This window comes from Oceanicaulis sp. LC35, assembly GCF_052055585.1.
Classification (GTDB): Bacteria; Pseudomonadota; Alphaproteobacteria; order Caulobacterales; family Maricaulaceae; genus Oceanicaulis.
In genome coordinates this window covers 2,916,141-2,941,679 of record NZ_CP170485.1, presented here as the reverse complement: position 1 = coordinate 2,941,679, position 25,539 = coordinate 2,916,141, and the positions used below count along the sequence as shown (strand labels likewise).

Sequence of the window (25,539 nt, the reverse complement as noted above, 5' to 3'; positions counted from 1 at the left end):
GGTCTAGCGCCCTGCGCTGGCAGGTGTGGAGACAAGGCCCTGCTTGGCGCGGTGAACCGCGACCGCTTCCTCGGCGCCGGCAAGTACGTTCATCAGATGCACCTTGATCCCCGCCAGCCGGGCGTCGCCCGAGGGTTTGTGACCGTTTTCCGTGACATAGAAGGTGTCGACGGCCCGCTCTCCATAGCCGTCAATGCGCGCAGCCTCCAGCGACAATCCGATGTCGGACAGTGTTTTCGCCAGAGCGTGCAGCAGGCCGGGGCGGTCCCGCCCGGTCGCCTCGATCACCAGCGCATCATCAGAGGCTTCAAGGTCGAGATTGACCGACGGCGTGACGGTGAACGCCGCTTCGCGGCGACGCACGGGTTTGAGCATGGGCCGGGCGTCCTGGCCGGACAGGCCCTCTTCGGCGGCCGCTTGCACGCTGTCGCGCAAGCGATCCTGAATATAGCTGTCTGACCAGCCAAAGGGTTTGCCGCCCTGTTCCTGTATGTAGAACACGTCAAAGGCTCGGCCGTCGGATGTGGTGGTCACCTGCGCGCCCACCACGTTCGCGCCTTCGCGCGACAGGGCGCCGGCAATATCGGCGAACAGGCCGTGGCGGTCTGGCGTCAGCACCATCACCTCGGTGGCCGAACGGCGCTTGTCCGTGCGCACGCCCACGCTGGTCGCCTGTCCGCGCTCAAAGGCGGCGCGGGCGAAAGCGGCGTGACGGAAACGGTCATCCTCGCCAAATGCCAGCCAGTAGGAGTGATCGAGAACCTCGGTCCAGATGCGGGTGAATTCAGGATCGATCCGCGATAGCGCTTCGTGAAAATGATTGCGCGCCAGCGCGGCCCGCTCGGCCAGACGCGCGCGGGCTTCGGCCTCATCGCGGCGGTCCCCGCCTTTGAGAACGGCCGCCGTGGCCTGATACAGATCGCGCAGCAGCTGGGCTTTCCAGCCATTCCACACGCCCGGCCCCACCGCGCGGATATCCACCACGGTCAGGACCGTCAGAAGGTTCAGCCGGTCCATCGTGCCGACCTTCTCGGCGAAATCGAGCACGGTGCGCGGGTCAGAGAGGTCGCGGCGCTGGGCCACATCGCTCATCTCAAGATGGTTCTCGATCAGCCAGGCGACCAAATCAGTCTCGTGGTCATCCAGCCCCAGACGCGGGCAGACCTGACGCGCGTTCTCCCCGCCCTCAATGCACTGATCGCCCTTGCCCTTGCCGGTGTCGTGCAGCAGCACCGCCAGATGCAGCGCCCGGCGGTGAAGGATTTCCGGCGCCAGCTTTGAAGCCAGCGGATGGTCGGCATTGAGCTTGCCCTGTTCAAGCAGGCGCAGAAGGCCCAGAGCGTTCAGCGTATGCTCGTCCACCGTGAAGCGGTGATACATGTTGAACTGGGTGCGGGCGACAATGTCGCCAAACTCGGGGATATAGGCGCCCAAGAGTCCGGCTTCGGTCATGGCGCGCAGGATGATGCGCGGATCATCGGCATCCATCAGCACGGCAAAGAAGCTGCGCGCGGCGCGCGGATCGGTACGGAAGCGATTATCGATCTGACGCAGGCCGCGGCTAATGGCGGCGACGGCGTCCGGGTGCAGGTCGAGATGGCGCGCGGCGGCTTTCTCAAACAGGCGCAGCATCATCACCGGATCGGTTTCCGGCGCCTGCGGGTCCGCAAAATCAAGCCGTCCGGCGTGCAGGATGAAGCCGCGCTCGGCCAGCTCGGCCTCGTTCGCGACGCCATCAGCGGGCAGGAAGCGCCCGCCGGGCGGGTCCTTGAGTTCATCCGCTTCGAGTTTGGCGCACACCAGACGCGTCAGCGCGCCCACATCGATGGCTTTGAGGAAATAGCTGCGCATGAAGGCTTCAACGCCCAGCTGGTCGTCAGTGTCCTCAAACCCCATGCGCCGTGCGATTTCGGGCTGCAGGTCAAAGGTCAAACGGTCATCCTTGCGGCCCGCCAGCGCGTGCAGATGGAAGCGGACGGTCCAGAAGAAATCCGCCGCGCTGAGATAGCGCTTCACATCGTCGATGGAGAACAGGCCCGCCACGACCCAGCGTTCCAGCGCATCGCCGCCATAAAGGATCTGGGCCAGCCAGCGCAGGGTCTGAAGGTCGCGCAGGGCGCCCTTGCCGTCCTTGATATTGGGTTCGACCGCATAGCGGCTGTCGCCCTGACGGTCCACGCGCTCATCTCGCTCGGCCAGCTTGGCGGCGGCGAACTCGGCGTCGTTCTTGATGCGGATGTCTTCGTCGAACCGGGTGTGCATCTGGCGCACCAGCCGGATATCGCCGGAAATGGACCGCAGATCGAGCAGGGCGGTGCGTTCGGACAGGTCTTCTTTCGCCAAGGCGATGGCTTCATCGAGCGTGCGCACCGCGCCGCCGCCAACCTGAAGCCCGGCATCCCAGATCGCGTACTGGGTCTGCTCGATCACCGCCTGCACATAGTCGGGCGGGTTGTCTGAGGTCAGAAAAACCAGATCGATATCAGACTGGGGCGCCAGCTCGCCAGCGCCATAGCCGCCGAGCGCGCACAGGGCGATGCCCTCGATCGTGTCTTCGGTGTGATCGGAAATGATGGAATCAAACAGCGCCCGCAGCGCGGCGTTCATGACGCCCGACCAGGTGCGCGCCGCTTCCAGACCGCCCTCCGCGCCATTCAGGCGCGTCTCGGCCAGCGCCCGACCCTTTTCGAGATAGCGCTTGAGCCGGGTCATGGCGAGCTGGCGATTGGCGGGTTTGTCCCAGCCGTCACGGGTGGCGGCGGACAATTCGGCGCGCAGGCGCAGGCCATCAAGGCTCGCAGGGAGAGTCGTGGGTCGCATGGTTTGATTTTATGCGAGTGCGAAGGCGGCGTCAGCCTCAGTTTTGGCTCAAGCCCTTAAGCGCATACAGCACGTCCAACGCCTCACGCGGGGTCAGGCTGTCCGGATCAATGCCTTTGAGCCGCTCCTCAACCTCGCTGGGCTTCAATTCCGGCTCAACACTCAGCGCCGAGAACAGCGGTAGATCCGCGAGCGCGGCGGCGGGTGCATCATCGCTTTCGAGCCGGTCAAGGATCTCCTGCGCGCGTTTGACCGCCGCCTTGGGCAGGCCCGCGCGCTTGGCGACTTCAACGCCGTAGGAGCGGTCGGCGGGCCCTTTCTGCACTTCGTGCAGGAAGATCAGCTCGCCCTTCCATTCCTTGGCCTTGAGCGAGCTATTGCCCGCCGCATCAAGTTCGTCCGCCAGCCGGGTCAGCTCGTGATAGTGCGTTGCGAACAATGCCCGGCTGCGATTGACCTCGTGCAGATGCTCCACCGCCGACCAGGCGATGGACAGGCCGTCAAAGGTCGCCGTGCCGCGCCCGATCTCATCGAGGATCACCAGCGCGCGCGGCCCGGCCTGATTGAGAATGGCGGCGGTCTCGATCATCTCCGCCATGAAGGTCGAGCGGCCGCGCGACAGGTCATCGGCGGCGCCAACGCGCGAGAACAGCCGGTCCACAAGGCCGATGCGCGCGGATCTGGCGGGCACATAGAGCCCGGCTTGCGCCAGAATCGCCATCAGTGCGTTCTGCCGAAGGAAGGTGGATTTACCCGCCATGTTCGGCCCGGTGACCAGCATCAGGCGCGGATGCTCGCCCCCCGCGCCATCCAGATGACAGCCATTGGGGGTGAAGCGGCCTTCGCCGGACCGCTCGAGCGCCCGTTCCACGACCGGGTGACGTCCGCCCTCGATATCAAAGGCGAGGCTGTCTTCCACCTGCGGACGCTCCGCGCCGGTTTCTTCGGCCCAGTGCGCCGTGGCGGCGGCCACATCAAGGCTCGCCAGCGCTTCCGATGCGCGCCGGATCGGGGCGTCCAGCGCTTCGATACGGGCGCGAAACGCCTCAAACAGTTCAAGCTCCAGCGCCAGCGCCCGTTCGCCCGCCTGGGCGATCTTCGCTTCCAGCTCGCCCAGTTCGGGGGTGGAGAAGCGCACGGCGTTCGCCATGGTCTGACGGTGGATAAAGGCGTCGTCGCCCATCAGGGCGTCGGCGTTCTTCGCGCTCACCTCGATGAAATAGCCCAGAACATTGTTGTGCTTGACCTTGAGCGCGCTGACGCCGGACCGCTCGGCATAGGTCGCCTGCAAGCCCGCCACGATGCGGCGCGATTCATCGCGCAGGCTGCGGGTTTCATCCAGCGCCGGAATCCAGCCCGGCGCGATGAAGCCGCCATCGCGCGCCAGAAGCGGCGGCTCGGCGACCAGCGCCTGACTGGTTTCCTGCACAAGGCTCGCGAGTTCTGGATTTTGCGCCAGTGACAGGGCGTTGAGCGCCCGGTCGATCAGGGCGGGCGGGGCGTTCAGCGGGTCCTTGGCGAAGCCTGCGATCAGCTTCTCGCCTTCCTTAAGGGCCCGGCATAGCTGGGCCAGATCGCGCGGACCGCCGCGCCCGAGCAAAAGCCGGGACAGGCAGCGCGCCGGGTCGCCCGCCGCTTTCAGCCGCTCGCGCGTCTGCTCACGCAGACTGCGGTTATCGAGAAAGTATTGCGCGGCATCGAGCCGGTCATGGATCTCGTTAAGGCTCATCGACGGTCTTGCCAGACGATCCGCCAGCAAACGAGCGCCCGGCGCGGTGAGCGTGCGATCAATCGCGTCGATCAGCGAGCCCTTGCGCGCGCCTTGCAGGGTGCGATCAATCTCGAGACTCAACCGGGCCGCAGGGTCGATGACCATGGCGGCGCCAGACGGCAGGCTTTGCGGCGGACGCAGGCGCGCGGGCGCGCCGGCTTGGGAGAGTTCGAGATAATCAAGCAGCGAACCGAGCGCTGACAGTTCGGCCTTGGAGAAGGCGCCAAAGCCATCAAGGCTTTGCACCTCAAAACGCTGTTTGAGGCGGCGTTCACCCGCGCCAGAATCAAACTTCGCCTTGGCTCGTGGTGTGATCACGGCATGGGGCGCCAGCTCGGCGGCGAGTTTGGCGTCGTCATCCGCGCACAGGATTTCAGAGGGGTTGAGGGCGGCAAGCTCGGCCTCAAGCCCGCTCGCATCCACGCTCATGGCGGCGAATTCGCCATCTGACACATCCGCCCAGGCCAGCGCGGCTTCGCCGGTCGCCAGCCGCGCCATCGCCGCGATACGGTTGGCGGCGCGGGCGTCCAGAAGGTCATCCTCGGTCAGCGTGCCGGGGGTGACGATGCGGGTGATGCCGCGTCTGACGACGGACTTTGCGCCGCGTTTCTTGGCTTCGGCAGGGTCTTCAAGCTGTTCGCCGACGGCGACCTTGAAGCCCGCCTTGATCAGGCGCGACAGATAGATCGGGGCGTTGTGCACCGGCACGCCGCACATCGACACCGGCTCGCCCTGATGCTCGCCGCGCTTGGTAAGCGCAATGTCGAGCGCTTCAGACGCGCGGACCGCATCGTCAAAGAACAGCTCGTAGAAATCGCCCATGCGATAGAACAGCAAGGCGTCCAGCGGCGCTTCGGCGCGCAGCTCCAGGAACTGCACCATCATGGGCGTGCCGCCTTCGGAGGTGGGGAAGGCGCGGGCGTTCAGAGCGACGGGATCGGCGTGATGAGTCATGCGCGCAAGTTAACCGCGCCAACGTTCGCCGCAAGTGTGACAGCGCGTGATTTGCTGTCTGCCGCGAACCGGCTAGTGTGCTTTCAGAATTCTTTCCATAACTCCGTTTTCCGAGCCCGAAATGACTGACCGCCGTTCACGCGTCGATGACGAAGAAGCCCTGAACTTCCACCGCTATCCCAAGCCCGGAAAACTGGCGATGACCGCCACCAAGCCCATGGCGACCCAGCGGGACCTCTCGCTGGCCTATAGCCCGGGCGTTGCGGCGCCGGTGAAGGCGATCGCCGAAGATCCCGATCTCGCCTACGATTACACCTCCAAGGGCAATATGGTTGCGGTGATCTCGAACGGCACCGCCATTCTGGGCCTTGGCGATCTGGGCGCCATGGCGTCCAAGCCAGTGATGGAAGGCAAGTCGGTCCTGTTCAAGCGCTTCGCCGACGTGGATTCCATCGATATCGAGGTGGATGAAAGCGATCCCGAAGCCTTCATCGAATGCGTGCGCCGCTTCGGCGCCAGCTTCGGCGGCATCAATCTTGAGGACATCAAGGGCCCAGATTGCTTCATCATCGAGGAGAAGCTGCGCGAATATCTCGATATTCCCGTCTTCCATGATGACCAGCATGGCACCGCCATCATTTCCGCCGCCGGGATCATCAACGCCTGCGAATTGTCGGGCAAGGACATCACCAAGCTCAAGGTCGTGGTGAACGGCGCGGGCGCTGCGGGCATTGCGGTGCTCGAGCTGATCAAGGCCATGGGCGTGCAGCATGACAACGCCATACTGTGCGATTCCAAGGGCGTCATCTTCAAGGGCCGCGACCACGGCATGAACCAGTGGAAGTCCGCCCACGCCGCCGACACCGAGGCGCGCACGCTGGAAGAAGCGATGAGCGGCGCGGACTGCTTTATCGGCCTGTCTGTCAAAGGCGCGGTGACCAAGGAAATGGTCCGCTCCATGGCCGCTGACCCGATCATTTTCGCCATGGCGAACCCCGACCCGGAAATCACCCCTGAAGAAGTGCGCGAAGCGCGTTCGGACGCCATCATGGCGACCGGCCGGTCTGATTATCCCAATCAGGTCAACAATGTGCTGGGCTTCCCGTACATCTTCCGCGGCGCGCTGGATGTGCGCGCGCGCACCATCAATGAAGACATGAAGATCGCCGCCGCCCAGGCGCTGGCCGAGCTCGCGCGTGAGGATGTGCCTGATGAAGTGGCCGCCGCCTATCACGGCGCGCGCCCGACTTTCGGCAAGGAATACATCATCCCCGCCCCGTTCGATCCGCGCCTGATCAGCCATGTGCCGCCCTATGTGGCGCAGGCGGCGATGGATTCAGGCGTAGCGCGCAAGCCCATTGCGGATATGGAGCAATACAAGGCGGCTCTGGCGCGTCGTCTTGATCCGACCGCCGCAATCTTGCAATCCATCCACGACGATGTGCGTGCAGGCGACAAGAAGACTATCGTCTTCGCCGAGGGTGAGGAGCCGTCGGTGATCCGCGCCGCCTACGCCTTCCAGAACCAGGGCCTCGGCGAAGCGATCCTCATTGGTCGCGAAGAGACCGTGCACGCCAATATGCGCCTTCTGGGCGTTCAGTCGGACGCCATCCGCATCGTCAATGCGCGCCTGTCAGACAAGAATGCCGACTATGCCGACTTCCTGTTCAAGCGCCTGCAGCGCCGCGGTTATCTGCGTCGGGATGTGCAGCGTCTTGTGAACAATGACCGGAACGTCTTCGCCGCCTGCATGGTGGCGCTGGGTGATGCACACGGCATGGTGACGGGCGTGACCCGCAACTACGCCCAGGCGCTGGGCGATGTGAAGCTGGTGCTCGACACCGCCGAGAATGAGCGCGTGATGGGGATGAGCCTTGTGCTGTCTCGCGGCCGCACGCTCTTTATCTCGGACACCAACGTCACCGAATTCCCCAGCCCCGAAGCGCTGGCGGACATTGCCGTAGAGACCGCAGCGGCGGCCAAACGCTTTGGGGTCACCCCGCGCGTGGCCTTCCTGTCCTATTCGACCTTCGGCAATCCGGCAGGCGACCGGGCGGACGCTATCCAGAAGGCGGTCAGCTATCTTGATGAGCGGGGCGTGGACTTTGAATACGAGGGCGAGATGAACGCCGATGTGGCGCTCGACCCCGATCACCGTCGCCTCTATCCGTTCTCGCGCTTGTCCGGCCCCGCGAACGTGCTGGTCATGCCGGCCATTCATTCGGCCTCCATCGCCACCAAGCTGATGCGCGCCGCAGGCGGCGCCACCGTGCTGGGTCCGATGCTGGTCGGGCTTGAGAAACCGGTGCAGATCGCCCGTCTGGGCGCCAGCGTGAACGACATCCTCACGCTCGCCGCGCTTGCGGCGCACGACCTGTCTGAGGAACGCGCGGAGAAGGCGGCGGAGTAGTTACTCCGCCTTTCCGCCTTCAGGCTCTTCGGTGCTGTTTTCTGTGGTCCGGCGTTCGGCGAATTTGAACTGACCTTTCGCCGCCGCCGGCCCCCAGCCCAGCACCAGCGCCAGCAGGAACGCTGCCGGGACGGTCCAGCCTGCGGTCAGGATGAAGAACCACACCCAACCCACCTGATCGGCCAGCACGCCGGAAAAGCCCGCCATGAATTTGGGCAACAAGGCGTAGAACGAACTTAAAAGCGCGTACTGGGTCGCCGCGTTCTCGGGGTCCACAAGGCTTGAGAGGTAGGCGATGAACACGGTCGTCACGAAGCCGCCCGCCAGATTGTCGCCCACAACCGCAATCGTCAGCTTGCCCAGGTCATCCGGGCCAGCCGTGGCCGCCAGCCAGGCATAGGCGCCATTGGTGATCAGCGTGATCACCAGGCCAATGACCAGTGCGCGCATCATGCCGAAGCGCATGCTGGCGATCCCGCCCAGAAACAGCCCGGTCATGGTAGCGATCAGGCCCGGCCCGCCCTGAATGCCGCCCACGGCGTCTCGCGCAAATCCAAGGTCGGAATACAGCGGCGCCGCCATCACCCCCATGGTGAAGTCACTGATCCGGTAGAGCGTCACCAGCGCCAGAACCGGCAAGAGCCACCAGCCCAGGCGACCCAGGAATTGTTTGAACGGGTCAACGACCGCCTTGACGATTTTCTGCGGCAAGGAGCCGGTCAGGGCGTGTTTATAGGTCCCGGTCGCGGGTTCCTTCATCGCGAAGACCAGCCCGGCCGAGAGCGCCATGGCCGCCGCCATGGCGAGGAAAGACCAGTTCCAGTCCGCCCATTCGGAAATGGCGAGGCCCAGCCCCGAGGTCATGTAGGCGACCCGGTAGCCGAGCGAATAGGCGGCGGCCATGTTCGCCTGCATGTCATTGGGCGCGCTTTCGATCCGCCAGGCGTCGATGGCCACATCCAGCGTGGCGCTGGAATAGGCCAGCAAGAACGCAGCAATGGCCACGGGCGCCAGGCCTTGCGTCGGGTCAGTCTGGGAAATGATCACCAGTGCGATCACCGTGCCGGAAATGGCGGTGACGATCCAGGAGCGGCGGGGGCCCAGTAGTTTGGCGAGAAAAGGGATCTGCACCCGGTCAATGATCGGCGCCCAGAGGAATTTCAGGGTGTAGGACAAAGTCACCCAGTAGAAGAAGCCGATGGTGGAGCGCTCGATCCCGGCGTCGCGCAGCCAGTAGGAGAGCTTCTGGAACACCATGTAGAGCGGGAGGCCGGAGGCGAAGCCCAGCACGATCATCGAAAGCATGACCGGGGTGAAATACACCCGGACCGTTTGCCGCCAGCTGCGCTGGGGCTGAGTGACGTCCTGCGACATGGTTTTCCCTCGTCAGATCACCCGAAACTGGCCCGGTTTTGCGGGGCGCACAAGCCGGTGAGGGTCTCGATCAGCGCCTGGGGCTGCAAGGGCTTGGTCAGGAAGGCGTCCATGCCAGCGGTCAGGCAGGCTTCGCGGTCATCCTCGGTGGCGTTCGCGGTCAGCGCGATCAGGGGCAGGGCCGCAACATGGCTTTTCAGGCTGCGAATGGCGGCGGCGGCCTCGAGCCCGCTCATTTCGGGCATGCGCATGTCTAAAAGCGCGGCGTCGAAGCGGCCGCCGGACACCGCTTCCAGCGCGGCGCGCCCGGTGTCGACCACCTCCACCCCGGCGCCCAGCTTGGTCAGCACGGTTCGGGCGATCATGGCGTTCACCGGGTCATCCTCGGCGATGAGAATGTTCAGCCCTTCCAAGGCCCGGCCATGACTGACCGGCTCGGGCGCGATCTCATCCTCGATCTCCAGCCCCTGGGCATAGGCGGCGAGGGAGCTGAGACGCACCGGGGACACCAGCCAGCCATCAATGCCGGGCTGACGATCCTTGCGGGTGAAGCGATCCTTGGTGCGCGGTTCGGCCAGCACCAGAATGCGCAGATGCGGCGCGGCCTCTTTGATGTCAGGCGCAAGATCCGACCAGTCTGCATCCAGAATCAGGGTCGTGGGACCGACGCTGCCGCGCACCAGATCGGCGATGGCGTAGGTGGAGCGGGTCTCCAGCGTCTGCCCGCCCAGCGCCTGCGCCTTGAGGGTGAGCGCTTCGAGCCGGATCTCGGAACTGGACGCGACGATGACGGTGCAGCCTGAAAGAGGACGTTCGGCAGGCGGGGGCGCCAGCGCGGGGGCCGGGAATCGTGTCCAGAAAATCGCGCCCCTGCCCGGCTCGGAACTGACTCCGACCTCGCCCTCCATGGCTTCGGCGAGGCGTTTGACCATAGCGAGGCCCAGCCCGGCGCCGGGGGTGGCGTTATGCTCGGCGGCGCCGCGCTCGAAATGTTTGAACAGGCTGGACTGATCCGCCTTGGAGATGCCGGGGCCGGTATCCTTGAAGGTCAGGCTCAGCTCGCCGTCATGATAGGTGGCGTGAACCAGCACCCCGCCGGTTTCGGTGAACTTCACCGCGTTGCCGCCCAGATTGAACAGGATCTGGCGCAGACGCGCCGGGTCGGCGCGGATTTCGGCGGGGACGTCCGCTGAGATGGCGTGGGCGAGCGCCAGGCCTTTTTCCGCCGCGCGGGTGGCGAGAATCTCGCAGGCGTCCTCGATCAGCGCCCGCAAGTCCACAGGCTCGGCGCGCAGGGTCAGCCGGCCCGCTTCCAGCCGGGACAGGTCGAGAATGTCATCAATCAGGTTGAGAGCATGCTGGGCGCTGGAGCGAACCGCTTCGAGATAGGCGGCCTGATCGGGATGAAGCCCGCTATCCTTGAGGAGGGCGGCGGCGCCCAGCGCTCCGGACAGGGGGGTGCGCAATTCATGGGTGACAGAGGCGAAGAAGACAGACTTGCCCTGCGCAGCTTCGCTGGCTTCGGCGCGCTCGCGGCGTTCCTCACTGACATCGCGGCCGACGGCGATCGTGCCGCCATCCTCGAGCGTGGTTTCGGACCATTCGATCCAGGCGGCGCCAGCGCGGGTGCGCATGGCGGCGTCATAGCGGCGAGGTTGGCCGGTAACGCTGGGGGCGGGCGCGACGGCGAACCAGCGGCCGATCCAGTCCTGCCGCTCTCCGCCAAAGGCGTTGAGGAAGGCGGCGTTCACTTCCGTGACCCGGCCTGAGGAATCGCGTGCGAGCACAAGCTCCGCCATCGCGTCCAGGAGGGCGCGTTGGGCGCAGCTTGTCGGCTCGGTCTCAGAATCCCATTCACGCTCCATGAACCCTGTTTACGCGTCGCGCGTTAACGAAGCGTCGAAAGGGTTTGGCCCGGTTTCAGGGCCGCCGGGACCGACACGGCCTGACCCTGACTGCTGGCGCGGCGCGCGCTGAGCGCCTCGGCCACATGAATGCGGCGCACCTGTTCAGACTGGTCAAGGTCGGCCAGGGTGCGGGCGACCCGTAAAATGCGATGATAGCCGCGTGCGGTCAGGCCCAGTGTTTCGCAGGCCCGCAAGAGGAGGGCGCGGCCCGGTTCATCCGGGCTGGCATGGCGGTCAAAGGCTTCCCCGGCGAGATGGGCGTTGAGCGCGCCGCGCTCCATCTGGATGGCGCGCGCGCTGGCGACGCGTGCAGCCGCCTCGGCCGTGCCTTCAGCCGCAGGCGGCAGGGCGAGATCGGCCGGGGTGACGGGCGGAATGTCGATCTGAAGGTCGATCCGGTCCAGAAGCGGACCGGAAACCCGCGCCTGATAGGACTGGGCGCATTTGGGGCCGCGGGCGCAGGCCTGTCCGTTCTCGCCCGCCCAACCGCACCGGCAGGGGTTCATTGCGGCGATCAGCTGAAAGCGCGCCGGAAAGGTGACGCGGGCATTGGCGCGCGCCACGGCGATTTCTCCGGTTTCAAGCGGCTGACGCAGACTGTCGAGCACCTGGGGGTGGAATTCGGGCAGTTCATCCAGAAACAGAACGCCATGATGGGCCAGGGACGCTTCACCGGGGCGAATGCGAGTCCCCCCGCCCACCATGGCCGCCATGGAGGCGGAATGGTGCGGCGCGCGGAAAGGGCGATTGCGCGACAAGCGCCCGCGATCCAGAAGCCCCGCCACAGACTGCACCATCGACACTTCGAGCAATTCCTGAGGCATGAGGGGCGGCAGCAGGCCCGGCGCACGGGCCGCCAGCATGGATTTGCCCGCCCCGGGCGGGCCGACCATCAGCAGGTTGTGTCCGCCTGCCGCGGCGACTTCCAGCGCCCGTTTGGCGGTTTCCTGTCCCCGCACATCACGCAGGTCCTTGCAGGCTCCGCCCTCGATCAGGTCGCCGGGCGCGGGTCGGGACAGAACCTGACCCCCCTTGAAATGGTTCACCAGCTGGATGAGCGAGGCCGGCGCCAGTATGGGCAATTCCCCGCCCGCCCAGGCCGCTTCGGGACCGCAGCTTTCAGGACAGATGAAACCGAGATCACGTTCCTGGGCCAGCATGGCGGCGGGCAAGGCGCCGGGCGAGGGTGCGAGCGCGCCATCCAGACCCAACTCCCCCATCACCAGATGTTCAGCCAGCATGTCAGTGGGCAGAACGCCCATCGCCGCCATCAGGCCTAGCGCAATCGGCAGGTCATAATGGGCGCCTTCCTTGGGGCGGTCGGCGGGCGCCAGATTGACGATCAGGCGCTTGGAGGGCAGGGACAGACCGACCGCGGCGAAAGCGGCGCGCACCCGTTCGCGACTTTCCGCCACCGCCTTGTCCGCCAGGCCGACGATCATGAAATTGGGCAGGCCGCCCGCGATCTGAACCTGAACATCAACCAGTCGGGCCTGAGCGCCGTCAAAGGCGGCGGAGTAGGTGCGAATGCCCATGGCGCCCTCATTCAATGAACGCGACCAGCCACAGAACACGGTTAACGCGAGTTATCCACAAACGCAGGAACAGGACTGATCAAAACCAGAACATTAATAGAATACATGGTGCATTTACGTCAACCCACAGGGGAATTTATGCGTAAACGGCACGCTTTCAGGTTCGCTATGCGTTTGAATGTTAAGATGTCAGGCGCGGTCAGTCGGCAATTTCCGGCGCCAGATCACACGCCTCGGCCTGTTGGGCGCCCCGCGCAGGCAGTTCCACCGCTTCATCGGGCGAACGGGTCAGGACGACCACGCGTTCCACCCCCTCAACGAGCGCGGCATGGGCCGCCGCGCGTTCGCTTTCCGCCGCGCTGCGCGCGAAGCCGAGCAGATAGACCACGCCCGAATGGGTCTCGATATTGAAATTGAGGCTGCGAATGGCGCTGTCAGACGCCAGCCGGGACCGGATCTGCTGGGTGATCCAGCCGTCCCGCGCGGCGTTGCCCACGCCGCGACGACCGCCCACATCGATCTGGTTGGACACCGAGCGCACGCTTTGCACCGACCAGGCGAGGCATTCGGCATAGACCCGGTCTTCCGCTCGCGGCGCGGTTCCGCTCAAAAGCGCCACGCCTTCGGTGATCTCCACATCCACGCCGTTGAGCGCAAAGCCCTCAGCGCGCAGCATGGAGGATTTGAGCGACACCGAGGCGTTGAAGTCATCAATCTGTCGGCCGACTGACCGGCCGGGCTGGAACGCAGCGCAGCTCGTCAGGGCAAGGCCGAGGGTCGTCACAAGCGCGAGGCGGAACACGGACATGGCACATGGTCTTTCATCAGCGAAACGGGCACGGGCGGAGCGTAACGGGCGGGCGTGAGAATTTGGTAAACAGGGCGTTACCGCCTCTCATCGCCGCCTGTCAGATCAGACCGTCCAGATCGGGACTCTCAAGGCTGAATGCGCCTTCAATATGACGCGGCCATCCCCGTTCGCTCCAGACAATGACATCAAAGCGCGGCTGCAGATGCGCCAGCGCGCCATGTCGGCTTCGCCAGAGGCTGGCGGCGCGCACCAGCCGGTGTTGCTGTCGGGGCGTGATGGCGTAGCGGGCGGCCTCATTGGTCTTGCGACGCTTGACCTCGATGAAGGCCAGCACGCCGCCGCGCCGGGCCACAAGGTCCAGTTCGCCAGCTCCCGTCCGCGCCCGTTCGTCCAGGATTCTCCAGCCCTTCAGGCGTAACCAGAGCGCGCTCAGGGTTTCAGTCCGGCGACCCAGACGTTCAGCTTGCCGGCGGGCCTGTGTCACGGGCTGGTCCTGCGCTGTCCCCATGCTTGCCCCTGAAGCAGGCGAAGGTTAGCTTCTGCACCGACAGGGGCGGGCCGCGTCAGCGCTCGCCGGGGGGATAAGGTGACCGTCATGGTTGAAAAGACTACATCCGCAGCGGGCATGGCGCGAGTCCTTGCCGGGATCGCGGCGCTGGGCGGCGCGATGGCGCTGAGCGCCTGTACCGCGTCTACGCCCTCCGCCCCGATCCAGACATTGCCTGACCGTCCGGTCGTTGGCGCGCCGCCTGCACCGGCGACGCTGGCCGTCGAACTGGCCGATCGTGGCTACACCCCGGCCTTTCTGGAAGGCGAGCCGGATCTGGTGCGCGTGGCGCTTCTTCTGCCGTTCAGCGCCTCATCCGCCGCCGCCCGCAATGAGGCCGCCCAATTGCTGCGCGCCGCAGAGCTCGCCGTGTTCGAACGCGCAGGCTCCAATCTGGTGCTCTTGCCCAAGGATACGGGCGGGACGCCTGAAACCGCGCGCCGCGCTGCAGAATCCGCGATCTCCGATGGCGCCGAGCTGATTATCGGCCCGCTCTTTCAGCAAGCCGTCGCCGCGGCGGGCGATGTGGCGCGTGACGCCGGCATCCCCCTGCTCAGCCTGTCCTCGTCGAGCGCGGTCGCGGGTGAGGGCGTTTATCAGCTGAGCTTCCCGCCGGATGAGGAAGTGCGGCGGGTGACCGAATATGTGGGCGCGATGGGTGCGACCCGCTTCGCCTTTATCGGTCCGGCCAGCGCCTATGGCCAGGTCACCCAGGCCGCCTACGCCCAGACGATCGAGGACATGCTGGGCGAGTTCCCGATGTCTGAAAGCGTCAGCGTCTGGCAATCGGCCGGTGAGGGCGCCGAGCCCTATCAGGTCGATCGCACCTTTAATACGGGTCTGGTGACCAGCCAGTTCTATGATGGCGGCGTGTCGGCGATGACCGAAGCGGCGGCGCGACTGGCCTCCTATGGCGTCGAAGAGCTTGATCCGGCCCAGGCTGCGACCATGAGCGGCGCCAACTGGACCCCGTCGCCCGGTTCGCCCTTCCAGGTGGTGCTGCTCCCTGAAGGCGGCGATCAGCTGCGGATGCTGGCCCCGGTTCTGCTTTATCAGGATATCGATCCGCTGCTGGTGAAGTTCATCGGCACGGGCCAATGGCTCGACAATTCGCTGGTGCGTGAACCAGCTTTGTCCAATGGATGGTTCGCCGGTCCTGATCCTGAAGCCCGCAGCCGGTTTGAAGAGGTGTATGCGCGCTATTATGGCGCCGAGCCGTCCCGTCTTGCCGGTCTGGGCTATGATGCGGCGTCGCTGGCGGCCCTTCTGGCGGATGGCGGCTATGGTCCGGATCGTCTGGGCGCGCCGGACGGCTTCATGGGCGTCGACGGTCTGTTCCGGTTCCGCGCGGACGGCACGATCGAGCGCGGACTGGCGGTCTACACCATCCGGGGCGGCGGCTTCCGCGTGCTCGACCCGGCGCCGCAGCGCTTTGGCCCGCCTGAGCTGGGTGATGATGTTGACCTTGGCGCCCCGGTGAACGAACCGGCGTTCTAGGCGTCAAAGTCCGGGATCAGCGTTTCCGCCACATGATCAGCGAAGGCGCGGCCCCGTTCGGTCAGCACCAGCGTTGATCCGCGCGCGAGGACCAGTTCCTGCGCGCGCATGCGGGCGAGACCGTCTGCATCCGGGCGCAGTCCGGTCAGGGCGGCAAGGCGCTCCACATCCAGCCCGGCCTCGGTCAGACGTATGCCCATCAACAGGCGTTCGATGAATTCGGCGTCTGCGTCGAGCCTTTCGCGCTCATGCCCATCCCCGGATTTGACGCCCTCTATATAGAGTTCCGGACGACGGTGGGCAGCGCCGCCGGCGCGTCCGTCTTTTGCAAACGCGCCGACGCGTGAATGGGCGCCGGGACCGATGCCGATCCAGTCCTCGCCCTCCCAGTACAAACGGTTATGCACCGACTGGTCCGCTTCGCTGCGGGCGTGGTTGGAAATTTCGTAAGAGGGAAGACCCGCGCTGGCGCACACCTCTTGTGTCAGGGCGTACATGTCCGCCGCCGCGTCATCGGGAGGCGGGGTGAGCGCGCCACGCTTGAGCTTGCGCTCGAACGCCGTGCCCGGCTCGATGGTCAGCTGATAGAGCGACATGTGCCCGGTTCCGAAGCCGAGCGCGGTTTCCAGCTCGCGGCGCCAGCTTTCGGGCGTTTGGGTCTCGCGTGCGTAGATGAGATCGAGTGAGACGCGCCTGAACAAGGCTTGCGCTTTCTCGAGCGCCGCAAGCCCCGTGCGGGCGTCATGATCGCGCCCGAGCCGCTTGAGGCTGTCATCATCGAGCGCCTGAACCCCGAGCGACAGGCGCTCGACACCGGCTGAGGCGATGCCCGCAAAGCGCTCATGCTCCATCGGATTGGCTTCAAGCCCGATCTCGGCGCCCGGCGCCAGTCCAAACAGCCTGTCTGCGGTTTCAAGAAGGGCGGCGATGGCGGCGGGCGCCATCAGCGAGGGCGTGCCGCCGCCAAAATGCACGCTGTGGATTGTCCGCGCGCCCAGCCTGTCCCGCCAGAGCGCCAGATCAGCCAGCATCGCGTCAAGCAAGGCCTCGGGCTGCGCATGGGCGGCCTTGTAGACGTTGAAATCGCAATACGGGCAAATGCGCGCGCAATACGGCCAGTGGATATAAAGACCGAGACGGGCGGGGCGGGCGGTCATGCGCCGAAAATGTCCTCGACCAGCAGTTTGAAGGCATGGGCGCGGTGACTCATGGCGTGTTTGATCGCCGGATCCAGTTCCGCAAAGGTCAGCTCAAAGCCTTCGGGTACGAAGATCGGGTCATAGCCGAAGCCTTTGTCACCGCGCGGCGGGAAGCTCAGCTGGCCACGAACCTCGCCTTCATAGACGCGGGTTTCTCCGTTCGGATGGGCAAGCGCCAGGGCGCAGACAAAGCGGGCGCTATAATCGGTGGCGTTCTTCGCTTCGAGTTCGGCGCGGACCTTGTCCATGGCGGCGTAGAAATCGCGCGGTTCACCGGCCCAGCGAGCGGAGTAGATGCCCGGCGCGCCATCCAGCGCGGTCACTTCCAGCCCGGAATCGTCCGCCAGTGAGACCAGTCCGCATGCCTCCGCACTGGCCCGCGCTTTTAAAAGCGCATTGCCGGTGAAAGTTTTTTCAGTCTCTTCAGGCTCCGGAAGGCCCAGGGATTCCGCCCCTTCCGCCGCCAGACCGAAGGGCGCGATCAGTTCGGCTATCTCTTTGATTTTGCCTTTGTTATGGCTCGCGATAGCCCATTTGGGAGCGGTCGAAAAAAGGGTCATTTCGGCTTGTCCTGTCATTCGCGCATATCGCCTTTCGAAAAATTCATATCGATTTTCGATATTTTTTTGTTGCGAAGCGATAGGGCGTGGTCTACATAGATACTCGTGGCGAGGGGGAAACACCCCGGCCACACCGAAGACCCCCGGCGCTCAAGGATCGGAACGGCTTCGGAAACTGGTTGGTCAAACAAGAGACTTAGGAGAGTATGAGATGGTCAGGTCCAAAAACAATGCCGGTCACAGCGCAATCGCGATGGTGATCAATCTGGCTCTGGTCGCAGGTGTTTTCGCCGGCATGGCCGCAGCGATCACCTCGATGGTCGGCTAATGAAAGTCCGGACCCTAGGCCGGGTGAGACGAGACGCGCCGTTCCTCCCCTCGCGGATGACGTCTCGCCACCCGGTCGAAGGCCCGAAGAACAAACCCCTGGGGGACGCATGAAGACGCTTGGTCAGGGATCGCTGGCCTCACTGCTGAAGATCCTCCTCGACATCGTCTATTACCTGCTTTGGGCGGTATTGGGACTGGCCAGTCTCATTATCGTCGTCATTGTATTTGGCGGTATCTACCGCCTTCTGGGCTTCGGCTCGGATCTGCCGCTCAGCATCCGCCAGTTCCTGGCGATGGATGTGGTGCTGGCGCTCCCCCTTGCGATCGCCGCGCTGGCGGCTGTGACCTTCGTGGTCGATCGCTTGCGCCGGATCATGGCGACCCTGATCGCCGGCGATCCGTTCGTGGAGGAAAACTCCAATCATTTGCGCGCGATCGCCATTGGCATCGCGATCTATCAGCTTCTGCATTACGGCGCGCATGGCGTGCTGTCGCTGATGATCACCCTGCTGGGCCGCCCGATCGAGGGTGGCGCGCGGGTCGTTCCCGAATTCAGCCTGAATCTGGGCGCCTGGTTTGCTGTGCTTGCCATGCTTGTGTTGGCGGAGATTTTCCGCGAAGGCACACGCATGCGTGAAGAACAGAAACTCACGATTTAAGGGAGCGCGGATTCGTTCATGCCCATTCGCGTCACCCTGGACCGCATGCTGCTCGACCGTCGGATGTCGCTGACCGAGCTTTGCGATCGTGTCGGCATCACCATGGCCAATCTGTCGATCCTGAAAACGGGCAAGGCCAAGGCTGTTCGTTTTTCGACGCTGGAAGCGCTCTGTCGTGAGCTCGATTGCCAGCCCGCAGACCTTCTTGTCTTTGAAGAAGGCGATGAGGACGAGGCGGACGACGACTAGGCCGCCCGCCTGAACCTCTCACTTACTGACCGAGCGCCTTGAGCTGTGCTGCGCACAGATCGGTCACGCCCTTGCGCGCCAGCGCGAAGATCTGGTCGAACTGCTCTTGCGTCATCGGCGCGTCTTCCGCGGTCGCCTGCACCTCGATCACACCGCCGGTGGAGGTGAGGACGAAGTTGGCGTCGGTCTCCGCGACGCGATCCTCTTCATATTCAAGATCGAGCACGCATTCCCCGTTCACCACGCCCGCAGACACCGCTGCGATCTGGGCGATGACCGGATCGGTCTTCAGCACGCCTTCTTCCATCAGATACGCAACGGCCGCTTTCAGGGCGAGCCAGGCGCCGGTGATGGATGCGGTGCGGGTGCCGCCATCGGCTTGCAGCACATCGCAATCGACCACGATCTGACGCTCGCCGAGCGCCTTGAGATCGACGGCGGCGCGCAGGGAGCGACCAATCAGGCGCTGGATTTCCTGGGTGCGGCCGGACGGTTTGCCCGATTGCACTTCACGACGGGTGCGCTGGTGGGTGGCGCGGGGCAGCATGGAATATTCGCCCGTCACCCAGCCCTTGCCCTGACCGCGCAGCCATGGCGGCACATTGTCCTCCACCGAAGCCGTGCACAGCACCTTGGTGTTGCCGAAGCTGATCAGGCAGGAGCCTTCGGCATAGGGGGACCAGCCCATTTCAAAGCTGAGCGGACGCAGGGCGTCAGGTTGGCGGCCTTCAGGGCGCATGGTGTTCTCCAGGTTCTGATTTGGCTCTTGTGTTAACCGAGCACGGCGGTCCGCGCAAAGCGCTTTGCACCCGATTTTGGCGATTGCGCTCCACGATGGGCGACACTAACTCTGAAGGCGTCATGACCCATCCGACGTCCTCACCCTCAAGCCTGATGGCGCTCGATGAACGCTCCCGCTCGATCTTTCGCGATCTGGTGGAGACCTATCTCGACACCGGAGAGCCGGTCGGGTCGCGGACGCTGTCCAAAACCTCGGGCCTCAATCTGTCGCCCGCCTCGATCCGCAATACGCTGGCGGATCTGACGGCGGCGGGACTTCTGGCCTCGCCTCATGTCTCGGCGGGGCGCATGCCCACCCATGCGGGTTTGCGCCTGTTCGTGGACGGATTGCTGCAGCTGGGCGATCTCGAGGCCGATGACCGTCACGCGATTGACAGTCGGGTCTCGGCTGTGGGGCGACGCCCTGAAGATGTGCTGACGGAAGCGTCCAACCTCCTGTCCGGTCTTGCGGGGGGCGCAGGTCTTGTGGCCAGCCCGGCCCATGATGCGCCCTTGCGTCATGTGGAGTTCGTCAACCTCTCCCCGACCGAAGTGCTCGCTGTGCTGGTCACCGAAGACGGCAATGTCGAGAACCGCCTGATGCGGCCGCCGCCCGGCCTGCCGCCGGCGGCGTTGATCGAAGCGGGCAATTATCTGTCGGCGCGTTTGCGCGGCCGGACCCTGCACGAAGCGTTGAGCGCCATCCGTGAAGAGATTTCCGCCAAGCAGGCCCAGCTCGACAGCGCGGCGTCCGCGCTGGTGGAGGCGGGGCTTGCAGACTGGGCGGGGCCTGAACAGCGCACCCTGATCGTGCGCGGCCAGTCGCGCCTTTTGGAAAGCGTGCAAGCGGCCGAGGATCTTGAGCGCATCCGCATGCTCTTTGACGATATCGAACGTCAGGAGGGCCTGTTGTCCTTGCTGGACGAGGCGCGACAGGCTCAGGGCGTGCGCCTGTTCATCGGGTCCGAGAACCCGTTGTTCTCCCTGTCCGGCTCGTCGGTGATCGTTGCGCCTTACCGCAATCGTGAGAACCAGATCATCGGCGCAATCGGGGTAATTGGCCCCACGCGTTTGAACTATGCCCGCATCATCCCCATTGTGGACTACACCGCACAATTGGTCGGCCGCCTGCTGGCCGCCCCCCGCTAAGACCGCTCCGGGTGCTGCCCCGGGTTGACGGATAACCCTCTAGCCTTGAATGACCGCACGCATGAGCAACGAAAACCAGACCCCCGAAACCGAAGACGCTGAGCTGAACGCTGAAGAGGCTCAGGCTTCCGAGACCGAACAACCGGCGCCCGCGAGCGATGAGGCCGATCCGGCCGAGGAAGCTGGCAAGCTGCGCGATCAGCTGCTGCGCGCGCTGGCGGAGATGGAAAACACCAAGAAGCGCGCCGAGCGCGAGGTGAAGGACACGCGCGCCTATGCGGTCAGCGGCTTTGCCCGTGACATGCTGGACGTGGCCGACAATCTCTCACGCGCCCTGCAATCGATCAGCGATGAAGCCAAGGCGGAAGCCGGTGAAGCGCTGAAGACGCTGCTGGAAGGCGTGGAGATGACCGAGCGTCGCCTGCACGCCACGCTTGAGCGTCATGGCGTGAAAAAGGTCGAGCCCGCCCCGGGCGACCCGCTCGATCCGAACATGCACCAGGCCGCCGCGCAAATCCCCGCGGACCAGCCCAAGGGCGCCATCGCCCATGTGATGCAGCCCGGTTACAAGATTGGCGACCGCACCCTGCGCGCCGCCATGGTCGTGGTCAGCGCCGGCCCCGCCACCCCGCCTGCCGATGGAGACACCGGCGGCGGCGTGGATGTGAGCGCCTGATCGTCTGGTCAGAACCTCCAATACAAAAGGGCGGCTCAGCGAGCCGCCCTTTCTGTTTGAGGAAAACCTATCGATTGGCGCTTTCCTCTCTGAGGGCCTGGATATTGCCTTCGGCGCGTTCGGCGGCGTCCTGGCCCCGGGTTTCGGCGCCATTCACGGATTCAGTGACAACCTCCGTAATGGCGTCGAGCCCGTACGCCAGTCCGCATCGTGAATGATAATCCTGAATGTGAGCCGAGATCAGGGTCAGCGCGCCTTCACCGTCAGTGGCGAGGATCCGCTGGCTGAGTTCGGATCGCATTTCGGTGCGTTTTGAGCGAACCGCGCTTTGCAGGGCCCGGGTAGACTGGCTTTCGAGGATGGTCTCCTCGAGCGTGCTTTGCGTGCCGGTAAAGAAGGTCGAGATGCCCGCCAGCAGGTTGGCGCTGCGCTGGGGTGAGGACAGACCCGCCGCAGTGGAGGTGCCAAGCGCGGCAAGGCTGAGCGCGGCGCGGGTGGTGTTCGCGGTGGTGGTCATGGAGGCGAAGTACTCATCACACATCCGGTCGGATTCGGTGATCAGCAGCATGGCCGTGGTTTTATCCAGACGGTCATTGCGGGCCGCGCTGGCGCGCGCGGCGAGCACGGCGGAAGCCTCGAGCGGCGCATCGCCGGAATGGCTGATCTGCAGGCTTCGGACTGTGTCCGCCGACAAGGTGAGCGGTCGCCATTGCGGCGTAGCATCAACCGTGTCGCTCAGCGTGCTGCAACCGGCGAGCAGACAGGTGGTGGCGAGAACCAGAGCGCAGCGCATTATAAAACTCCCCCAGAGCTGAAACGCGCGCAAAGTATCAATCCTGAGGGGAAAAGTGAATAAAATATTACCCGATCCCGGGTAAGAAAAAGGGCGGCCTGGAAGGCCGCCCCTGTTCATTCATCTGTGTTCGCGATTAGCGACGCGGCGCGCGGGTGCGCGGCTCGCCGTTCTGCCAGAACGTTTCGCCGGTGCGATAATCGGTATAATAATACCGGTTGGAATACTGGTCATAGACCAGCTCGGAATGGTTGGGGTTGTTGGCGTTATAGCCGCAACCACCCGGACGCGAGCAGCCATAGGCGGCGCCGGCGGCTGCGCCAACGCCGGCGCCGATCAGCGCGCCGGTCTCGGCATTGCCCGAGCCCACATTGTTGCCGATGATGGCGCCTGCAACAGCGCCCACGCCCGCACCAACGCCGGCGCCCTGGACGCCCTGGTTGGTGGCGCAAGCGGTCAGAGCCAGCGGCGCTGCGGCGATCGCCGCGATCAGAATCTTTTTCATGCCCAGTCTCCCTTTTCGGCGCGAGAGCGCGCCCTCACAGTGGATAACGATCCAGACGGAGTTTTGTTTCACACCACGGCGGAAAAATGGCCAGAGCGTGAAAGTTTGAAAAATTCACGCCCGGACCCGACGCAAGGTCAGGTTGAGCCGACCGGGACGCCAGTCCTCCGGCAGAAGGGTGGAGCTGCCCGCATAAATCCGGTCCACGCCATGGTGAAAGCGACGGCTGGCGCCGCCCAGCACCACCACATCGCCGGAGTTGAGGCGCAGCGAGCGCGTGGGGTCCTTGCGGTCAGGACCGCCGAGGCGGAAGCGCGCACTATCCCCGAGCGAGACCGACACAACAGGGGCGTCTTTCGCATCTTCATCCGCATCCACATGAAGGCCCAGTCGCGCGTCAGGGCCGTACCAGTTCACCAGGCAGGCCTGGGGCGGATCGGGCCAGCCCGAGACCGAGCGCCAGAGCTCAAGAAGCTTGCCGGGCATGTCCGGCCAGGGCTCGCCGGTGACAGGATGATGGTCCTGGTAGCGGTACCCGCCGGTCTTGTCGGTCATCCAGCCCAGCGGGCCCAGATTGGTCATGCGCACGCTCAAGGGCTTTCCTGTGCGCGGCATGGCGGGCTGATAAAGCGGCGAGCGGGCGACCCGCTCCAGCACCGCTTCGGCCAGTTGCGCCTGTTGCTCACGGTCAAAATAAGCACTGAGCAGTTTGAAGCCGTCCGCTGTCTCGATCATGGGGTCATCACACGGTGTCACATGTCCGCTAGCGCAGTTCAGCTTTACAGAAGAACCCGGTAGGCTCACGCCTCAAACGATAGGGGATATGACATGGTTCCGTCCTGGGTGCTCGATGTATTGGGCGTGATGGCCCAGCTGTTCATCGTTCTGGTCGGGGCGTTTGTCGCCCTGATCGTCCTGTTCTGGCTGATCGACAGCACGCAGAGCTCCGATGCGGTAAGGCGCAATTATCCGGTCGTGGGGCGCTTTCGCTCGCTCTTCATCCGGCTGGGTGAGTTCTTTCGCGCCTATATGTTCGCGCTCGACCGCGAGGAGATGCCGTTCAACCGCGCCGAACGCGAGGCGGTGGCGCGCATGTCCCGGGGCACAGGGAACATAATCCCGTTTGGCTCCACCAAGCTTCTGACCCCGCCGGGCACGGTATTGTTCGTCAATTGCCCCTATCCGGTGCTGGAGCAGGATGTGGCCGAAACCCAGCCGTGCGAGTTCGGCCCTTATGCCGACAAGCCCTATCACGCCCCGTCCGTGTTCAATATTTCGGGGATGAGCTATGGCGCGCTCTCAAAGCCTGCAGTGCGGGCTCTGTCGCTGGGCGCGGCGAAGGCCGGGATATGGATGAATACCGGCGAGGGCGGGCTGAGCCCCATGCATCTTGAAGGCGGTGGCGACATCGTCTTCCAGATCGGCACCGCGAAATACGGCGTGCGTGACAAGGCCGGGCTGATGTCGGACGACAAACTGCGCGAGATCGCCGCCCATGAGCAGGTGCGCATGTTCGAGGTCAAGCTCGCCCAGGGCGCCAAGCCCGGCAAGGGCGGGCTGTTGCCGGGCGAGAAAGTGACGCGTGAGATTGCGAAGATCCGCGGCATCGAGGCGGGACAGGATTCCATCTCTCCCAATCGTCATCCGGAGATTTTCGACAATAGCTCATTGCTGGATTTTGTCGCGCATGTGCGGACGGTCACGGGCAAGCCGACCGGCATCAAGACGGTGATCGGCGCCTATGGCTGGCTCGAAGAGCTGTGCGACGAGATCAATCAGCGCGGGATCGAGAGCGCGCCGGACTTCATCACGATCGATTCCGCCGATGGCGGCACCGGCGCCGCGCCCATGCCGTTGATGGATAATGTGGGTCTGACGGTCCGTGAAGCCCTGCCGCTCGTCTGCGATATCCTGATCCGCAAGGGGCTCAAGGATCGCATCCGTCTGATCGTGTCGGGCAAGATGATCACGCCCGCAGGCGTCGCCTGGGCGCTGGCAGTGGGGGCGGATGCAGTGGTCTCCGCACGTGGCTTCATGTTCTCGATCGGCTGCATCCAGTCGCTCAAATGCGACAAGAACACCTGCCCGACCGGCGTCACCACCCACAAGAAATCGCTCCAGCGCGGGCTCCAGCCCAAGGAGAAATCGGTCAAGGCGGCGGAATACGCCAAGGCGATGATCAAGGATGTGGAGATGATCGCCCATTCGTGCGGCGTGCCTGAGCCGCGCGCGCTCAAGCGCAAGCATGTGCGGATCGTCGAGGCGGACGGGCGCACGCGTCCCATGGACGAGATCATGCCTTATCCGCAGGTGGAAGCGCGACAATGACGCGATAGCGTGATGGGTGCGGCGCTGTGATCCTCAGGGGAAATCCAATGAACCTGAGGAGGCGTCCGTGCCCACTTACAACATCCAGATTTCCGCCCATGCCCAGAATCCGGGCGGGGACACGTTCAAATCCCCGGCCGGGTACACCTATAAATTCTTCTGCGACGCGGGGGATGTTCTGGGCTGGGATCTGTCGGTTTCGATCTATCAGATCCTCAACAAGGGCCTGCTGGACGAGGCCGAAAAGCTGGTCGCGCATACCGATACGCCGGGCCAGCAGGTCGTCAATTACCAGCTCTGGGATCTGGCTGACCCCGCCTATGTCAGCGGCTCAATGCTGGTGGGGTCGGACAAGGCTCTGGTCAGTCTCGATGGCGTGACCCAGGACAAGCCCTGCACCCTGTTTGAACTGCTCGCCAGCACCATTGTGGCGCTGGGCGCGGACGGGCCGGGCAATCGCTTTAACATCTATTTCAACGCCTGCCGGTCCTGACCGGTTTGCCGGCTTTGACCGGTGCGAACTGAACCCGGCGATGCGCGCATCGCCGGGTTTGTCGTTCTGGCGTGAATTTCTGCTCTGAAACTGCATCGGAGAGGGCGGCATAACCGCCTGAATGCGTAAGCAGCCCTTGCGTCCCGGCACGCGCCTTCCTAAATCGCCCCATGACACGCATGGCTTTTCACA

The 25,539-nt window shown here is 64.5% G+C and carries 21 protein-coding genes; 8 read left to right on the top strand and 13 right to left on the bottom strand.

The features are described 5' to 3' along the window. Window positions 1–3 precede the first annotated feature (3 nt). Together ACFELO_RS13885 and mutS are read right to left on the bottom strand one after the other, a co-directional pair. Window positions 4–2,820 (bottom strand): [protein-PII] uridylyltransferase, encoded by a 2,817-nt coding sequence (locus tag ACFELO_RS13885; RefSeq protein ID WP_440958364.1) that lies wholly within the window; start codon window positions 2,818–2,820, stop codon window positions 4–6. A 37-nt stretch (window positions 2,821–2,857) separates the two neighbouring features. Continuing rightward, on the bottom strand, window positions 2,858–5,545 hold the full coding sequence (gene mutS, locus ACFELO_RS13880) for a DNA mismatch repair protein MutS (protein ID WP_440958363.1): 2,688 nt from the start codon (window positions 5,543–5,545) through the stop codon (window positions 2,858–2,860). A 121-nt stretch (window positions 5,546–5,666) separates the two neighbouring features. On the opposite strand from mutS, the gene ACFELO_RS13875 reads away from it, so the two are divergent. Further along, window positions 5,667–7,955, top strand: coding sequence for an NADP-dependent malic enzyme (locus ACFELO_RS13875; RefSeq protein ID WP_440958362.1), 2,289 nt, complete (start codon window positions 5,667–5,669; stop codon window positions 7,953–7,955). Here ACFELO_RS13875 and ACFELO_RS13870 read toward each other — a convergent pair whose 3' ends face one another. The 5 genes from ACFELO_RS13870 to ACFELO_RS13850 form a co-directional block, all read right to left on the bottom strand. Continuing rightward, on the bottom strand, window positions 7,956–9,329 hold the full coding sequence (locus ACFELO_RS13870; RefSeq protein ID WP_440958361.1) for an AmpG family muropeptide MFS transporter: 1,374 nt from the start codon (window positions 9,327–9,329) through the stop codon (window positions 7,956–7,958). A gap of 17 nt (window positions 9,330–9,346) precedes the next feature. Further along, a complete protein-coding gene (locus ACFELO_RS13865; protein WP_440958360.1) occupies window positions 9,347–11,194 on the bottom strand; it encodes a response regulator in 1,848 nt (615 codons plus the stop codon). A gap of 23 nt (window positions 11,195–11,217) precedes the next feature. Then, the gene (locus tag ACFELO_RS13860; RefSeq protein ID WP_440958359.1) at window positions 11,218–12,771 is read right to left on the bottom strand and encodes a YifB family Mg chelatase-like AAA ATPase; all 1,554 of its coding nucleotides are present in this window, start codon (window positions 12,769–12,771) and stop codon (window positions 11,218–11,220) included. 199 nt (window positions 12,772–12,970) lie between these two features. Beyond that, on the bottom strand, window positions 12,971–13,579 hold the full coding sequence (locus ACFELO_RS13855) for a BON domain-containing protein (protein WP_440958358.1): 609 nt from the start codon (window positions 13,577–13,579) through the stop codon (window positions 12,971–12,973). Window positions 13,580–13,679: 100 nt separating this feature from the next. Then, window positions 13,680–14,066 carry a YraN family protein gene (locus ACFELO_RS13850; RefSeq protein WP_440958357.1) on the bottom strand — a complete coding sequence of 129 codons (387 nt, stop codon included), beginning with the start codon at window positions 14,064–14,066 and terminating at the stop codon, window positions 13,680–13,682. Window positions 14,067–14,177: 111 nt separating this feature from the next. On the opposite strand from ACFELO_RS13850, the gene ACFELO_RS13845 reads away from it, so the two are divergent. Then, the gene (locus ACFELO_RS13845; RefSeq protein WP_440958356.1) at window positions 14,178–15,626 is read left to right on the top strand and encodes a penicillin-binding protein activator; all 1,449 of its coding nucleotides are present in this window, start codon (window positions 14,178–14,180) and stop codon (window positions 15,624–15,626) included. Here the strand turns inward: ACFELO_RS13845 and hemW are convergent. Both hemW and rdgB read right to left on the bottom strand, forming a co-directional pair. Beyond that, window positions 15,623–16,783: a radical SAM family heme chaperone HemW gene (hemW, locus tag ACFELO_RS13840; RefSeq protein ID WP_440958355.1), complete on the bottom strand. Its 1,161-nt coding sequence runs from the start codon at window positions 16,781–16,783 to the stop codon at window positions 15,623–15,625. The two genes, ACFELO_RS13845 and hemW, sit on opposite strands and share 4 nt — an antisense overlap. Further along, entirely contained in the window at window positions 16,780–17,385 is a 606-nt protein-coding gene (gene rdgB, locus ACFELO_RS13835; RefSeq protein ID WP_440958354.1) for an RdgB/HAM1 family non-canonical purine NTP pyrophosphatase, read from the bottom strand. Before rdgB ends, hemW begins: the two co-directional genes overlap by 4 nt. A gap of 437 nt (window positions 17,386–17,822) precedes the next feature. Here rdgB and ACFELO_RS13830 point away from each other — a divergent pair, with 437 nt between their 5' ends. After that, window positions 17,823–18,374: a DUF2975 domain-containing protein gene (locus ACFELO_RS13830; protein ID WP_440958353.1), complete on the top strand. Its 552-nt coding sequence runs from the start codon at window positions 17,823–17,825 to the stop codon at window positions 18,372–18,374. Between the two features lie 18 nt (window positions 18,375–18,392). After that, the gene (locus ACFELO_RS13825; RefSeq protein WP_009802488.1) at window positions 18,393–18,623 is read left to right on the top strand and encodes a helix-turn-helix domain-containing protein; all 231 of its coding nucleotides are present in this window, start codon (window positions 18,393–18,395) and stop codon (window positions 18,621–18,623) included. Between the two features lie 22 nt (window positions 18,624–18,645). Here ACFELO_RS13825 and rph read toward each other — a convergent pair whose 3' ends face one another. Beyond that, window positions 18,646–19,362, bottom strand: a complete 717-nt coding sequence (rph, locus tag ACFELO_RS13820) for a ribonuclease PH (RefSeq protein WP_440958352.1) — start codon at window positions 19,360–19,362, stop codon at window positions 18,646–18,648. 122 nt (window positions 19,363–19,484) lie between these two features. Here rph and hrcA point away from each other — a divergent pair, with 122 nt between their 5' ends. Both hrcA and grpE read left to right on the top strand, forming a co-directional pair. Continuing rightward, window positions 19,485–20,552 carry a heat-inducible transcriptional repressor HrcA gene (hrcA, locus tag ACFELO_RS13815; protein WP_440958351.1) on the top strand — a complete coding sequence of 356 codons (1,068 nt, stop codon included), beginning with the start codon at window positions 19,485–19,487 and terminating at the stop codon, window positions 20,550–20,552. A gap of 61 nt (window positions 20,553–20,613) precedes the next feature. Continuing rightward, complete coding sequence (gene grpE, locus ACFELO_RS13810; protein WP_440958350.1) at window positions 20,614–21,228, top strand: nucleotide exchange factor GrpE; 615 nt, start codon at window positions 20,614–20,616, stop codon at window positions 21,226–21,228. A 67-nt stretch (window positions 21,229–21,295) separates the two neighbouring features. Here the strand turns inward: grpE and ACFELO_RS13805 are convergent, their stop codons facing one another. The 3 genes from ACFELO_RS13805 to ACFELO_RS13795 form a co-directional block, all read right to left on the bottom strand. Beyond that, a complete protein-coding gene (locus tag ACFELO_RS13805) occupies window positions 21,296–22,021 on the bottom strand; it encodes a hypothetical protein (RefSeq protein ID WP_440958349.1) in 726 nt (241 codons plus the stop codon). Between the two features lie 136 nt (window positions 22,022–22,157). Then, window positions 22,158–22,526, bottom strand: coding sequence for a YMGG-like glycine zipper-containing protein (locus ACFELO_RS13800; RefSeq protein ID WP_440958348.1), 369 nt, complete (start codon window positions 22,524–22,526; stop codon window positions 22,158–22,160). Between the two features lie 114 nt (window positions 22,527–22,640). Beyond that, window positions 22,641–23,261 (bottom strand): alpha-ketoglutarate-dependent dioxygenase AlkB, encoded by a 621-nt coding sequence (locus ACFELO_RS13795; RefSeq protein WP_440958347.1) that lies wholly within the window; start codon window positions 23,259–23,261, stop codon window positions 22,641–22,643. 93 nt (window positions 23,262–23,354) lie between these two features. Between ACFELO_RS13795 and ACFELO_RS13790 the strand changes: the two genes are divergently transcribed. Continuing rightward, window positions 23,355–24,854, top strand: a complete 1,500-nt coding sequence (locus ACFELO_RS13790; protein WP_440958346.1) for an FMN-binding glutamate synthase family protein — start codon at window positions 23,355–23,357, stop codon at window positions 24,852–24,854. Between the two features lie 67 nt (window positions 24,855–24,921). Next, window positions 24,922–25,347 carry a hypothetical protein gene (locus ACFELO_RS13785; protein ID WP_440958345.1) on the top strand — a complete coding sequence of 142 codons (426 nt, stop codon included), beginning with the start codon at window positions 24,922–24,924 and terminating at the stop codon, window positions 25,345–25,347. Window positions 25,348–25,539 lie beyond the last annotated feature (192 nt).